Origin of the sequence: Halorientalis sp. LT38, assembly GCF_037031225.1 — an archaeon.
Lineage (GTDB): Archaea > Halobacteriota > Halobacteria > Halobacteriales > Haloarculaceae > Halorientalis > Halorientalis halophila.
The window spans coordinates 1,024,872-1,038,357 of record NZ_JAYEZN010000001.1; the positions used below are offsets into that span (position 1 = coordinate 1,024,872).

Annotated in this window: 11 protein-coding genes; 4 read left to right on the forward strand and 7 right to left on the reverse strand. The window is 68.3% G+C overall.

Annotated elements, in window-relative coordinates:
* Positions 1-32 precede the first annotated feature (32 nt).
* The 5 genes from U5918_RS05405 to U5918_RS05425 all read right to left on the reverse strand — a co-directional run bounded on the left by U5918_RS05405 (position 33) and on the right by U5918_RS05425 (position 7,235).
* Entirely contained in the window at positions 33-3,032 is a 3,000-nt protein-coding gene (locus U5918_RS05405) for a DUF1508 domain-containing protein (RefSeq protein WP_336000058.1), read from the reverse strand.
* Positions 3,033-3,113: 81 nt separating this feature from the next.
* Positions 3,114-3,941 (reverse strand): pantoate kinase, encoded by an 828-nt coding sequence (locus U5918_RS05410; protein WP_336000059.1) that lies wholly within the window; start codon positions 3,939-3,941, stop codon positions 3,114-3,116.
* A gap of 39 nt (positions 3,942-3,980) precedes the next feature.
* A complete protein-coding gene (locus U5918_RS05415) occupies positions 3,981-5,696 on the reverse strand; it encodes a histidine kinase N-terminal 7TM domain-containing protein (protein WP_336000060.1) in 1,716 nt (571 codons plus the stop codon).
* 82 nt (positions 5,697-5,778) lie between these two features.
* Entirely contained in the window at positions 5,779-6,717 is a 939-nt protein-coding gene (locus tag U5918_RS05420; protein WP_336000062.1) for a UbiA family prenyltransferase, read from the reverse strand.
* A gap of 221 nt (positions 6,718-6,938) precedes the next feature.
* Positions 6,939-7,235: a hypothetical protein gene (locus U5918_RS05425; protein ID WP_336000065.1), complete on the reverse strand. Its 297-nt coding sequence runs from the start codon at positions 7,233-7,235 to the stop codon at positions 6,939-6,941.
* A gap of 124 nt (positions 7,236-7,359) precedes the next feature.
* Between U5918_RS05425 and U5918_RS05430 the strand changes: the two genes are divergently transcribed.
* Together U5918_RS05430 and U5918_RS05435 are read left to right on the forward strand one after the other, a co-directional pair.
* On the forward strand, positions 7,360-7,662 hold the full coding sequence (locus tag U5918_RS05430; protein WP_336000066.1) for a UPF0175 family protein: 303 nt from the start codon (positions 7,360-7,362) through the stop codon (positions 7,660-7,662).
* Positions 7,659-8,186 carry a PIN domain-containing protein gene (locus U5918_RS05435; RefSeq protein WP_336000067.1) on the forward strand — a complete coding sequence of 176 codons (528 nt, stop codon included), beginning with the start codon at positions 7,659-7,661 and terminating at the stop codon, positions 8,184-8,186. The genes U5918_RS05430 and U5918_RS05435 overlap by 4 nt, the downstream gene beginning before the upstream one ends.
* A gap of 95 nt (positions 8,187-8,281) precedes the next feature.
* On the opposite strand, the gene aspS is transcribed toward U5918_RS05435, so the two are convergent.
* A complete protein-coding gene (gene aspS / locus U5918_RS05440) occupies positions 8,282-9,586 on the reverse strand; it encodes an aspartate--tRNA(Asn) ligase (RefSeq protein WP_336000068.1) in 1,305 nt (434 codons plus the stop codon).
* Positions 9,587-9,699: 113 nt separating this feature from the next.
* On the opposite strand from aspS, the gene U5918_RS05445 reads away from it, so the two are divergent.
* On the forward strand, positions 9,700-10,179 hold the full coding sequence (locus tag U5918_RS05445) for an Lrp/AsnC family transcriptional regulator (protein ID WP_336000071.1): 480 nt from the start codon (positions 9,700-9,702) through the stop codon (positions 10,177-10,179).
* A gap of 269 nt (positions 10,180-10,448) precedes the next feature.
* The gene (locus U5918_RS05450; RefSeq protein ID WP_336000073.1) at positions 10,449-12,662 is read left to right on the forward strand and encodes a universal stress protein; all 2,214 of its coding nucleotides are present in this window, start codon (positions 10,449-10,451) and stop codon (positions 12,660-12,662) included.
* A gap of 36 nt (positions 12,663-12,698) precedes the next feature.
* Here the strand turns inward: U5918_RS05450 and U5918_RS05455 are convergent, their stop codons facing one another.
* Positions 12,699-13,418, reverse strand: coding sequence for a phosphoglycerol geranylgeranyltransferase (locus U5918_RS05455; RefSeq protein WP_336000074.1), 720 nt, complete (start codon positions 13,416-13,418; stop codon positions 12,699-12,701).
* Between the last annotated feature and the right edge of the window lie 68 nt (positions 13,419-13,486).

Here is a 13,486-nt window from a genome sequence, read left to right on the forward strand (position 1 = left end):
AAATCGCCCGGTGGCCGGCCGTCCGCTCGCGGTCAGGCCTGCGTCTCTGTGGCGGCGTCGGGCCCGAACTCCCGGAGGCCGCCCAGTGCCTCCCGGGCCTCGCGGCGGGTGGGGTATGTCCGCATGCTCTCGGCGACGGTCGACCCGTCGGTGTCGACCAGCCGCCAGCGCCACCCACCGGATCGCTCGGCCCCCTGCGCCGCGACGTCGTCGGCCGACTCGGCCGCCGCCTCGGTGTCCTCGTGGAGCTCGAAGGTCGGCGACTCGATCTCCAGCAGACTGGCCGCGGTCAGCAGTTCGCGGATCGACGCGAGCGCGCGCTCGGCCTCGCCCCGCGAGTCGAAGGTGGGGCCGCTGCGCCCGACGGTGTTGCCGGCGGTATCGACGAACCGCCAGATCCAGCCACCGGTGGACCGTCGAGTCGTCGCGGATCGCGACCCGTCGGGTCGATCGCTCCCATCGAGTTCGGTGATCTCGAAGGCCGCCAGGTCGAAGTCGAGCAGGCCGGCGCCGCCCGCGATCTCGCGGGCGCGGGTGAGGTCGGCGCGAGCGCCCTCCCGGTCGTCGGTCGTCCGGGCGCCGACCGCCAGGGTGTCCCGGTCCGGGCCGACAAGCCGCCAGCGCCAGCCCTCGTCGCTCTCCTCGAGGCGGAACGCGGCGGGGTCGACGGCGAACACGCTCGCGCCGCCGGCGTTGTCCCGGACCAGCCGGGCGGTCGAGGCCACCGCGTCGCGGGAGGGGAAGGTCTCGGTGCCGACCGACAGGACGTTTCGATCGCGGTCGACGAGTTCCCACTCCCAGGCCTCGCCCTCCTCGCCGTCGGTGACCGAAAAGCGGATCGCGAGGTCCTCGACGGTGTGGACGGCCGCGTCGGCCGCGAACCCGGCGACGGTCCGGGCGGACTCCGACGCGGACTCCCGGTCGGTGAAGCCGCCGACGCTCCGGGCGACGACGCTCCCGTCGGGATGGATCAGCCGCCAGCGCCACTGCCGGGGCTCCTCGTCGCCGACGTACACCTGGAAGACGGCGGCGTCCATCCGCCGGGCGTCGGCGTCCGGGGCCAGCAGCGAGAGCGAGTCCATGGCGTCCCGGGCCGCCTCGTCGTCCCCGTAGCGGCCGGGACTGGTCGCCAGCGTCTGCCCGGTGGCGTCGACGAGCCGCCAGTGCCACTCCGCGTCGGCCTCGGCGTCCGAGGCGGCGCCGTTCGTCCCGCTCCCTTCGGCCCGGTACAGTTCGAGGGCGGCGCTGTCGATCTCGACCAGATCTGCCTCCGGGGCGTGTTCTTTCATCGTGTTCATCGCAGACGCGGCGTCCTCGCGGGAGGCGTGTTCCTGCCCGCTGTCGGAGACGACGCTCCCGTCGGCGTCGATCAGCCGCCAGTTCCAGGCCCCCTCGTCGGCCTCGTAGAGGTGGAAGGCCGCGCTGTCGAACTCGATGCGGTCGGCCGTCTCGACCTCCTCGCGGATCCGCTCGACGGCGGCTTCGGCCGCCTCCGGGTCCTCGAAGGTCGCACTCGCCGGACTCCGGGCGACGGTCGTCCGGTCCTCCGTGACCAGCCGCCAGGCCCAGACGTCGCCCTCCGGGTAGATCTCGTACTCCGCGTCGTCGAGTTCGACGACCGCGGTCGTCTCGACGACGTCCTTCACCCGCCGCACGACCGACCGGCCGCTCTCCTCGGAGGGCACCGCGCCCTCGCTCCGGGCGACGATCTCGTCCTCGGTGTCGACCAGCCGCCAGCACCACCCACCCTCCTCGGCCTCGACGATCTCGTAGGCGGGCGAGCCGGCCTCGATGAAGGGGACGTCGATCGCCCCGTCCATGATCCGGCGCACCGCGGCCTCGACGGCGTCGCGGTCCTGGTACTCGTCGCTGGCGACCGCGATCGTCTCGTCGTCGGCGTCGACCAGTTCCCAGCGCCAGGTCCCCTCGTCCTCGATCAGTTCGAAGCCGACCCCTTCGACGTCCATCACCGGCGAGGCCGTCGCGACCTCCCGGATCTCGGCCACCGAGGCCTCCGCGCCCTCGCGGTCCTCGTAGGCCGTCGGGCTCTCGCCGAGGACGCCCCGGTCCTCGTCGACCAGTCGCCAGCGCCAGTCGGCTCCGTCGGCGTACACCTCGAAGGCCCCCTCGTCGACGTCCAGGAGCGAGGCGCCCGGGCCGTGTTCTTTCAGGAGATTGACGCCGTTCTCGGCCTTCTCGCGGTCGGCGTATCGGCCGTCGCTGTCGGCCAGGACGACGCCGTCCTCGTCGACCAGCGTCCAGCGGACGCCCGACTCGTCCCGGTAGAGGCGGAACGCGGCGGTGTTTATCTCCAGCAGGCTCGCGCCGGCGACCGTCGTCTTGATCCCCTCGAGAGCGGTCTCGGCGTCGGACTGGGTCTCGAACTGCGCGGTGCCGTCGGCCACGGCCGCCTGCTCGACGAACCACCAGCGCCACCCCGCCTCGTCGGGGAAGACGGCGAAGACGCCGTCCCGGGTCGCCTCGCCCATCAGGACGTCCGAGACCCGCGGTTCGGACTCCACTTCGGCGATCCAGCCCATGTCCGCCGCGTCCTCCTCGGGCAGGAAGTAGCTGCGCCGGCCTGTCACCACTGGAACGAGCGCGGCGACCAGCGCCAGGATCGCCAGCCCGCCGCCGTAGCCCGCGAGGAATAGCTGTCCCTGCGCCCGCGAGAGTCCCCACTGGTTCGGGAAGATCTGGAGGAAGTAGCCCACCGAGGCCACGGAGACGAGCGCGCCCAGTACCGCGACCGGGACCGCCAGCCGCCGCAGCGGCAGGTGGAGGACCGTCCCGAGCAGGAAGGCCGGCAGGCCGGCCAGCGCGAGGATCAGGGCGAGTTCGGTGACCGCGACCGCGGAGAGGCCCAGCAGGCCGGCGCGCCCGAGGAGCAACGCGGCGAGACCGGAGAGAATCGCCACCAGCCCCGCGACCAGTATCCAGTAGCCGTACACCGCCGGTTTGGTCCGGGCTTCCCCCACGTACTCGTCGTAGACCCCGTAGAGGACGCCACCCGGTTGCGATCCGGTTGCCATAGGTTCGCTTGCCGGTTGGTCCACTCGGTACCTTAAACGTGTGGTTGGTTCACACGTCCCTTCGAAGCCGGCGTTGGACCCTCACTCCAGCAAACGGGCTCCCGCCGGGTCGATCCGGCAGGTCGAGGGGTCGTACCCGGCCGCGGAGAGTCCGCCGTCGACGGAGAACACCGTCTGGCCCAGCATCGCCATCGAGGCGTCGCCGCCGGCCTCGTTCACGTCGAGGATGACGTCCCGCACGTCGGGCGTGAGCAGTTCGGCCTCGCGGGCGAACTGCCGCGCGGCGCGCATGAACGTCGGGACCGTCGGTTCTTCGACGACCATCGAGAGGGCGCGCTTGCCGGCCTGGTCGAGCAGGTCCGTCCCCCCGGAGATGACCTCCTCGGTCGAGAGCTCGCCGAGGGTGTGGTACTCCACGGGTCCGCGCGCGGGAATCGCGTCGAGCAGATTGTCCTGCGGCCCGCCGGGCTCCAGCCGGATCGGGACCCCGCCGTGGGCCTGGGCCACGACGTCGCCCAGCCCGGTCCCGGCCTGGACCTCCGCGCCGTGGGCGATCGTGACCAGTTCGTTCGTCGAGAGCCGGCGGTCGAAGGCCTCGTTGACCGCCAGTGCGGTGCCGAGCGCCATCGCGCCGGAGACGCCGAAGCCCGAGCCGATGGGGAGTGGCGTCTGGCCGTCCACCCGGGCGGTGGCCTGCAGGGTGTCCAGCACCGTCTCGACGGCGTCCATATCGACCGGCACGTCGTTACAGCGGACGCTGGTCTCCTCTGCCGGTCGGACGGTGACCGTCACGCCGTCGGTCAGCGTCAGGCCCGCGCCCTGCGAGCCCGCCTTCGTGGGGTCGTCGTCCCGGTGGATCGTGAAGAAGCCCGTCACGTGCCCGGGGACGAACGCCTCGACTTCCGTCATGCTCCCCCGTCGGACCCCCGTCCGAATAAACCCCGGTCGTTACGGCTCGATCAGTCGCTCCAGATCCGTCGGGCGCTCCTCGGGCTGCTCGGACTCCGGCACCGTGACGGTGAGCACCGTCCCGGACGGCTCGTTGGCCCGGAACGACACCTCCCCGCCCGCGATCTCGGTCCCCCACTTGATCAGCCAGAGCCCCAGGCCGCTCCCGTGCTGGAGCGCGTCCTCGCTGCCGCGCTCGATGACCGACCGTTCGTACTCGTCGATACCCGGCCCGTCGTCGGCGAACTCGATGGCCACGGACCCGTCCAGCCGTTCGACGCTCACGCGGACCCGTGGGTTCGGGTCGTCGTTGTGCGCGACGGCGTTGTCGAGGATGTTCAGGAACACCGTCTCGAGGATGTCGTCGACGTACACGCCGTCCGGAACGGGTTCGCACTCGACGGTCGCGTCGGGATACCGGTCCGCCGTCCGCCCGAGACAGCCGGCCAGAAGGCCCGAGAGTTCCGAGGGGGCCGAGTGTCCCCTGCTCCGCTCGAAGAGGTCCAGGATCTTCCGGGCCTTCTCGGCCGTCTCCTCGATGCCGTACGCGCCGTCGGTGATCGCGGCGACGTCACCGAGGTCGCCGTCGGACTCGAGCAGTTCGGCGTGGCTGATGATGAGGTTCGTCTGCGTCCGGATGTTGTGCCGGAAGAGCCTGTTGAGAACCTCGTGGCGCTGCTGGTTCCGGACGTGGTCGCCGATGTCGTGGAAGGAGATGATCGTGCCGACGGTCCGATCGTGACTGTCCGTGATCTCCGTCCGCGTCATGTCGTAGAGCGTGTCCGTGTACGGGCTCTGGATCGTTCCCTGGCCGGCGCGGAACGCCTCCCAATCGCGCGTCTCGCAGCGTCGGAACAGGTCGCGGGCGCGCTCCCCAAGGACCTGCTCCGTGCCGACGCCGAAGATCTCCCGCGCGCTGTCGTTCATGTCGACCACGAACCCGTGGTCGTCGACGACGATCACGCCTTCCCGCAACTGGTCGATGAAGAGGCGACGGGCGTGCTGGCTGGCCGACGGCGTCGTGCTGAACAGCTGGAACTGCGTGACGGCGCCGAGATACGCCACGCCGGAGACGAGGAAGGCGATCGGCGTCGGGTCGAACGCCGGGAACGAGATCACGCCGCCGAGAAAGAGCGCGTTGCTCACCCACGGGGCCAGCGTGCCCAGGAGGATCGCCGCGCTCTGGCCGCGGAACTGCCGCGACTCGGACCGTATGAAGTCGAGCAGCGGGATCGATCCAAGGACCCCCAGCAGGTACGTGTACGCCATGATGACCCAGATCCAGGGGCCGATCGTCCGGTTCAGGAACGTCTCGCCCCGGAAGACGACGAGTTCCGACGCGGTGTACAGTAGTTCGTGCGATCTGCTCGTCAGCGCGAGTACCACCGTGATCGCCGGCACGATCGAGAGCGCGAGGACGAACCGCGGCGTGACGTACTGATCGCGACCGGTGTACTCGAGCGAGAACAGCAGCCAGGCGACCGGGATGATGACGACGCCGATCCAGAGCAACTCGCTCCACAGCAACTTTCCTTCGAAGGTCGTCGACTGGAGGTCGAACAGGGAGAAGGTCACCCACAGACACTGGCCGACGAACATCCCCATTAGCGGCAGCGCGCCGGGTTCGTCCCGTTCACGCCAGGCGATGAGCGTGGCGGTGACGCCGACGCCGAGGGTGATCGCGTAGACGGCCGAAAGTGTGTCGATGCTCCACACTTTTCGTTTTCGAGGGAGCGTTACCGCATAACTCTGTCGGGTATCTTATAATAAAGGAGTAAGTCTGGGGTAAATTAAACGTTCAGATCAGTGGGACAAACAGCCAGAGGAGGACAAACGTCACGAAGTGTTCAGATTCGACGACCTGTGAGAGCGCGGAACTGTTGTCCCAGCGACCGATCAGGCCGATCGCGACGAGGGAGTACCCCGTGGCGACGAACAGGGGAACGACGAGGGACGAGGACAGGCGACCGCCGAGAGCTGCGACGACGAGCAGCCCCGCCGTCAGGAGGTTCACCAGGTAGAGCGCGCGCCGGGTCCCGTCGACGCCGTAGCGCACTGGAATGGTGTCCACGCCGATCACTTCGTCGCCGACCCGGTCGGGGATGTTCGAGACCTCCGCGAGGACGAAGACCCGGAGGAAGAAGTACGCGAACACCACGAAAGCGGCGAGGGAGAACCCCTCCGCGGCGAAGGCGAGGGGCAGGAAGGTCAGCGTGACGGCCCACGCCACCGCGATCATCGTCGTGTTCAGCAGGAATTGCTCTTTCAGCCGGTAGAAGGTCTCGCTGACGCCGTCGAACCAGCTCGAGGCGTAGAAGATCCAGAACGCCCCCGGAAGGAGCGTCAGCGCGAGCGCGATCGGGCCGCCCAGCACCGCGAGGGTGACCGCCAGCCCGTAGGCCATCGCCGCCAGCGGATAGAGGAACCGTTCGTATCGCCGGACGAATTCGGCCTTTCGACGGTCGGTGAGCGCGTCCGTCTCAACGTCGGTGATCCGATCGGTCGCGTACACGGCGAAGGTCACCAACCCGACGACGAGCGGCGCGGGATTCGCCGGCAGTTCCAGCAGCAACATCGCGACGCCGACCTCCGTCATCGCGAGGACGGCGACGTACAGCGAACTGTACTTGAACGCCCGCCACTTCCGATCCAGCGCCCGCCACGCCCGCCGTATCGCTCGGTCGTAACGCGGCGGCGATCGGTCGATCTCTCCGGTCCTGAACTCTTTTTCTGTCATTGGTATCACATTGCAGGAAAAGAAATATTTATTTCCCTCCTGCCGGTAGATATTAGAGTTCTGGTATGTTTAAATTACGGGGTCAGTGTCGAATCCACCCCGGATTGGGCGATAGCTATCGCTAAGATAACATATTTTCACCGCACAGATACCCCGTTATTCGGACCGGTCGGTCGGGTCCCAATCGGTCCTCGAAAAAGCGCCGGCTTCGACCTGCGCCGTCAGTCCTGCGACGCCGAGGCGTCGCCTTCGTCGCTGGTGTCGGCGGATTCGTCGTCGTCCATCCCGGCCGCCGCCCCAAGTTTCGCCCTGATATCCCGGATGCGGGATTTCGGGAGGTCCTCGGTCAGGCACGTGACGAACGACTCGACCAGATCGGCTCGGACTCTGAGTTCGACGTGCTCCGTCCGCCCGTCGACGACGACGGCGTCGAGTTCCCACTCTCCCTGGTCGGGGTCGGTCATGCGGACGTCGACCCACTCCCCTTCGGTCCCGTCGGTTGCTGCTAGCGTGGACATACCCACCTGGATACGACGGAATACGGCATAACTGTATCCGCAGTGGGGTGCTAGCACCGTTCGATGGTGGAATCGGGACACCGTGGGGGAAGGTTCATTGTGTGCGTCCTAGTACTCCGTAAACATGCCGACGATCAGCGCGCGGCTGTCGGAAGACGAGCTGGAGGAACTGGAGGCCGTCGCCGAGTTGCTGGACGACGACCGGAGCACGACGATCCGGAAGGCCCTCGAGGAGGGACTGGCGGAGTTGCGGACCCGGGAGGCCGTCGGGCGCTACCAGCAGGGCGACGTGGCGGTCACCGAGGCGGCACGGATCTCGGGCCTGTCGGTCGCCGAGTGGCTCGAGGTGGCTCGCGAGCGCAACCTGACCACGCAGTTGACGCCCGCGGACTTCCGCCGGGACGCCGACAACGCGAGGGAGCTGTGACGCGCATCTACGTCGACGCGACCACGCTCGTCTCGCTGGGCCAGGTCGGCGAACTCGAACTGCTCGGTGCCTTCGACGGCACCGTGGCGATCCCCGACGCTGTTCGCACCGAGGTGACCGAGGAGCCGGCCCGGACGAACCTCGACCGTTTCGTCGACGACCGGGACGTCCTGACCGGCCCGGTCGAGACCGACTGGACCGAGGACGCGCTGCGGGTTCTCGACGCAACCGAGCCCGGGAGCGACGTCCGCGTCCTCGAAGCCGTCCTCGGGGCGACCGACGAGGCCGCCGGCGAGGACGACATCGCCGTGGGGCTGATCTCCGACGACCGCCGACTCCGGACCGTCGCCGAGGGATTCGGCGCCACCGTCACCGGCACGTTCGGCGTGGTGGTTCGAGCGGCCATCTCCGACAAGTACTTCTCACAGTCACAGGCCAAACGCGTCGTTCGGCGGATCGACAGCCACGGCCTCCACCTCACCGGCGAGTTGCGCGAGCAGGCGGTCGGCGAAGCCGACGGCTGAGCCGACTCAGGGGCTCACTCGCTGACGGTCTCGCGGGAACACCGTCACTTCGCTACGCTCGTGACGAGCTCCCGCTCGACTGCCAGCGATCAGTCCTACGGACTGAGTCGCTGACGGTCTCGCGGGAACAGAACCGCCTCCCGGATGTTCCCCAGCCCGAGCATCGTCATGATGAGACGCTCGCCGCCGAGGCCCCACCCGGCGTGGGGCGGCATGCCGTACTTGAACATCTTGGTGTAGTACTCGAAGGCCTCGGGGTCGAGGCCCTGCTGTTCGAAGCCTTCGACGAGGCGGTCGTAGCGGTGTTCACGCTGGCCCCCGGAGACCAGTTCCATCGACGGGTGCATCATGTCGAAGCCCGTCGAGACCTCCGCGTCGTCGTCGTGGTCCTTGATGTAGAAGGGCTTGATCTCGCTGGGCCAGTCGGTGATGAAGTAGTGTTCGCCGACCTCCTGGCCGAGCGCGTGTTCGGCCTCCGTCGAGAGGTCGTCGCCCCAGACGAGCACCTCGTCGATCTCGCCCGTCGCGTTGATCCGGTCGAGAGCGTCCTCGTAGCTGATGCGCGGGAAGTCGCCCTCGGGGACCTCGAATTCGTCTTGGAGATCCAGCGCTTCCAGTTGCTCCTGGCAGTTCTCTGCGACGCCCTCGTAGGCGGCCTTGACGATCTGCTCGCAGGCGTCCATGGCCTGGGTGTGGTCGTAGAAGGCCGACTCGAAGTCGATGGAGGTCGCCTCGTTGAGGTGGCGGGGCGTGTTGTGCTCCTCGGCGCGGAAGATCGGACCGATCTCGAAGACGCGTTCGAGGCCGGAGCCGACCATCAGCTGCTTGAACAGCTGCGGGCTCTGGTTCATGAAGGCCTCCTGGCCGAAGTAGGTGATCGGGAACAGCTCGGTCCCGCCCTCGGTCCCCGTGGCGACGATCTTCGGGGTGTTGATCTCGGTACAGCCGAGGTCGCGGAAGGCGTCGCGGACCGACTCGAGGGCGGCGGCGCGGATCTCGAAGATGGCCTTCACTTCGGGTTTGCGGAGGTCGAGCGTCCGGTTGTCCAGCCGGGTCGGGAGTTCGGCGTCGACCTTGCCGGAGGGGTCCAGCGGCAGTTCGGGGTCCGCCGGGGCGACCACGTCGACCGATTCGGGGACGATCTCGACGCCCGTGGGCGCGCGGTCTTCCTCCTCGACCGCGCCGGTGACGGCGACCACGCTCTCGCGGTGGACGTCCAGGCCCGTCTCGACGAGGTCGTCGTCCATCTCGTCTTTCTCGAACTTGACCTGGATCTTCCCGGTCGCGTCCCGTACGATGATGAAGGCGATGCCGCCGAGGTCCCGGATCTCGTGGACCCAGCCGGCGACCGTGACGGTCTGGCCCGGCTCGGCGTCCGCGGTGTAGGTGCGGTCGTCCATGCAGTCCGGTATCGGCGGCCGGGACTTAAGCCCCGCCGTTTCCCGTCACGGCGTGGAGCCGCCGCCGCTGTCCGGGACGGTACACTTTTTGTCCGGTACCCAGTCCCCTCGCTATGAGCGACCGCGACGACATCGTCGAACTCGACGCGCTCGACCGCCACATCGTCTATCGCCTCCAGGAGAACGCCCGCAAGACCTCCGCGAGCACGATCGCCGAGGAGACGAACGTCGCCGCCAGCACCGTCCGCAACCGCATCAGCCAGCTCGAGGAGAAGGGCGTCATCGAGGGCTACTACCTCGACGTGAACTACGAACGGGCCGGCTTCCAGCTACACACGCTCATCGTCTGCAACGCCGAGATCCCCGAACGGGAGTCGCTCTCGCGGCGAGCCCTGGAGATCGAGGGCGTCGTCGCCGTCCGCGAGGTGATGACCGGCAGCGAGAACGTCCACGTCGAAGTGGTCGGGCGCGACGGCGACGACCTCAGCCGGATCGGCCAGGAACTGGACGCCCTCGGCCTGGAGGTCGTCGACGAGGACATCATCCGCAACGAGTACGTCCACCCCTACGAGGGGTTCTCGCCCGACGAGTGAGGGCATATCGGGTCCGGTCTTTTTCTGCCCATCGATTGCGGATTCGACAAATACATCGGTCCATTTATCCCGACTCGACAGATAGGTCCGAGTAACCGGCGGACGAATCGCGGTCGTGGGTCGCGGGCCCCAACCGCTTATCGAACTCGGGGCCCAACAGCCGACGAAGCCCATTCCGGGCAGATGGGTGACCCAACGGGAGGGTCCAGCCCGGTCCCCCGCACCCGTTCGCGAACGCGACCGCGTTTTCCACGCCGACGTTCCAACCAATGCCAAAAGAACTCGAACGCGACCTCGGACTCCCCGCTGTCATCGCGATCAGCGTGGGCGCCATGATCGGCAGCGGGATCTTCATCCTCCCCGGCATCGCGCTGAAGACGGCCGGTCCGGCGGTCATCCTCGCCTACCTGGTGGCGGGCATCCTCGTCTTGCCCGCGGCGCTGAGCAAAGCCGAGATGGCCACCGCCATGCCCGAAGCCGGCGGGACCTACATCTACATCGAACGCGGGATGGGGCCGCTTTTGGGCACCATCGCCGGCGTCGGCACCTGGTTCTCGCTCGCGTTCAAGGGCGCGCTCGCCCTGGTCGGCGGCGTCCCCTACCTCCTCTACCTGTTCGACCTGCCCGTCAAACCGGTCGCGCTGGTCCTCGCTGCCCTGCTCGTCGCGGTCAACCTCGTGGGCGCCAAACAGACCGGTCGCCTCCAGATCGGCATCGTCGTGGTGATGCTCGCGGCGATGGTCTGGTTCGTGGCGGGGGGCCTCCCGCCGGTCGCCGACAGTACCTACTACGGCGGCTTCTTCGCCGAGGGCGCGACCGGCCTCCTCGCGGCCACCGGCCTCGTCTTCGTCTCCTACGCGGGCGTGACGAAGGTCGCGAGCGTCGCCGAGGAGATCGAGAACCCCGATCGGAACATCCCGCTGGGTATCCTGGCCTCGCTCGGGTTCACGACGGTCCTCTACGTCCTGATCGTGGTCGTGATGGTCGGCGTCACCGATCCGTCGCAGCTGAGCGACTCCCCGGTCCCGATGATCGACGCGGCGGAAGCGACGCTCGACTTGCCGGGCGTCGTCGCCGTAATCCTCGCTGCCGTGCTCGCGCTGATCAGCACTGCCAACGCGGGCATCCTCTCCTCGTCGCGCTACCCCTTCGCGATGGCCCGCGACAAGCTCGCGCCCCCTTCACTTACCGAGATCCACGAGAAGTGGGGGACGCCCTCGAAGGCGATCACGCTGACGGGCGCCGTGATGCTCGTGCTCATCGCGTTCGTCCCGGTCGAGGAGATCGCCAAGCTCGCGAGCGCCTTCCAGATCGTCGTCTTCGCCCTGGTCAACGGCGCCGTCGTGGCCTTCCGCGAGGGCGACGTCGGCGAGTACGACCCCAGTTTCGAGTCGCCGCTGTACCCCTGGACCCAGATCGCGGGCATCCTCGGCGGCCTCGCCCTCATCGGGTTCATGGGGACGATCCCGCTGGTCGGCGCGGTCGTCATCACCGTCGGGTCGATGCTGTGGTACTACTACTACGCTCGCGAGAACGTGGCCCGGGAGGGCGCGGCCACGGACGTCGTCCGCCGCGCGATCGGCCAGGGGGCCGTCGAGCGGACGAAGTCGACCTTCGAGAAGATCGACGGCTACGAGGTCCTCGTCGCGATCGACGAGGACACGAGCGAGGCGCGCGAGCGCTCGCTCGTCCGGATCGCCGCCGACATCGCCCGGGAGAACGACGGCAGCGTCACCGTCGTCCAGTTCGACGAGGTGCCCGACCAGGCCCCGCTCGAACAGGTGTCGGGGACCCAGTCGGCCGCCGACGAGGCCTTCGAGCGCTACACCGCGGACCTCAGCGAGGAGTTCGAGGTCCCGATCCACTACGGCGAGATCGTCAGCCACGACGCCAAGCGGGCCATCGTCAACTTCGCCGCCGACGAGAACGCGGACATCCTCCTGCTCGAGCGCGAGGACGACCCCCTCTACGCGTCGGTGTTCGGGACGAACGTGGAGTGGATCACCCGGAAGGCAGACTGCGACGTGTTGCTGATCGAGGAGCGCGACCTCGGCGACATCCACTCGATCACGGTCGTCACCGACCGCGGTCCGTTCGACCCACAGAAGATCACCGTCGCGAACGCGCTGGCGACCGAGACGGGGTCCCGGATCGACCTGCTCTATCCCGTCGACGGCGACGCGACGGGCGCACAGCGGGAGACGCTGGACGAGTACCTCGCGGAGCTCGAGGCCCTCTGTTCGGTGCCGGTCTACCGGTCGGTCGTCGAGAGCGACGAGCCTGCGCGGGAGTTCGTCGACGCGACCGACCCGGCCGACGTCTTGATCATCGGCACCGACGGCGGCCGCATCCGGAGCAACCTGTTCGGCCGCCCGGCCGACCGCATCGTCGACAGCGTGGACTGCACGGCCATCCAGATCCAGCCGGCGGACTCCGAGCGGCCGGGCCTCCTGCGACGCGTCGTCGAGCGCATCGTCTTCTGAAAATCCCGCGGGGGATCGGACCCCTCTGTCACCGCGTCAGTCCTGCACCGGCGTTTTCGCGTCCTTCGCGCCCTCGACGGTCTCGCGCACTGCGTCGGCCCCCTCGTCGTGGACCAGGTCGCCGACGACGATCACGTCCGAGTGGCTGGCCATCTGCCGCGCGGAGTCGTAGTCGTGGATGCCGCCGCCGTAGAAGAGGGTCGCGTCGTCGAGCGCGTCGTGAGCGGCCTGGACCTTCTCAGTGTCGCCGAGCGTCCCGGAGTACTCGACGTAGACGATCTCCTGGCCGAGCAGGTGTTCGGCCGCCTCGGCGTAGGCGGCCACCTCGTCGGCCTCGAGGTCGCAGTTGGCCTGCGTGTACGTCGCGACGGAGGCCTCTGGGTTCAGCACGATGTACGCCTCGGTGAAGGTGCGGGACCAGTCGACATCGTCGTCGAGGCGGATCCACTCCTTGTGCGCGCCGGTGATCCAGGTCACGTCGCCGGCGTTCATCACGACGGGGATGAGGTAGCCGTCGTGGCGGTCGCTGTGGACGACGGAGGCGGGATTGGACGGTTCGATGTAGACCGGCACGTCGTACTTCCCGCAGGCGTCGACGACCCGCGCCATCTTCTCCTCGGTCATGCCCGTAGTACCGCCCACCTCGATGGCGTCGGTCCCGGTCGCGGCGACGTCCTCGAACGTCTCGCCGTCGACCAGGGACTTGTCCGGGTCGATCTTCAGCACGTGGTCCCACTCCGTCCATGGCCCGCTCATACCCGGCCAAATCCAATCGACCCTCAAAACTACTTCGGAAAGCCAGCCGAGCCGGGTCGGTCGGACCA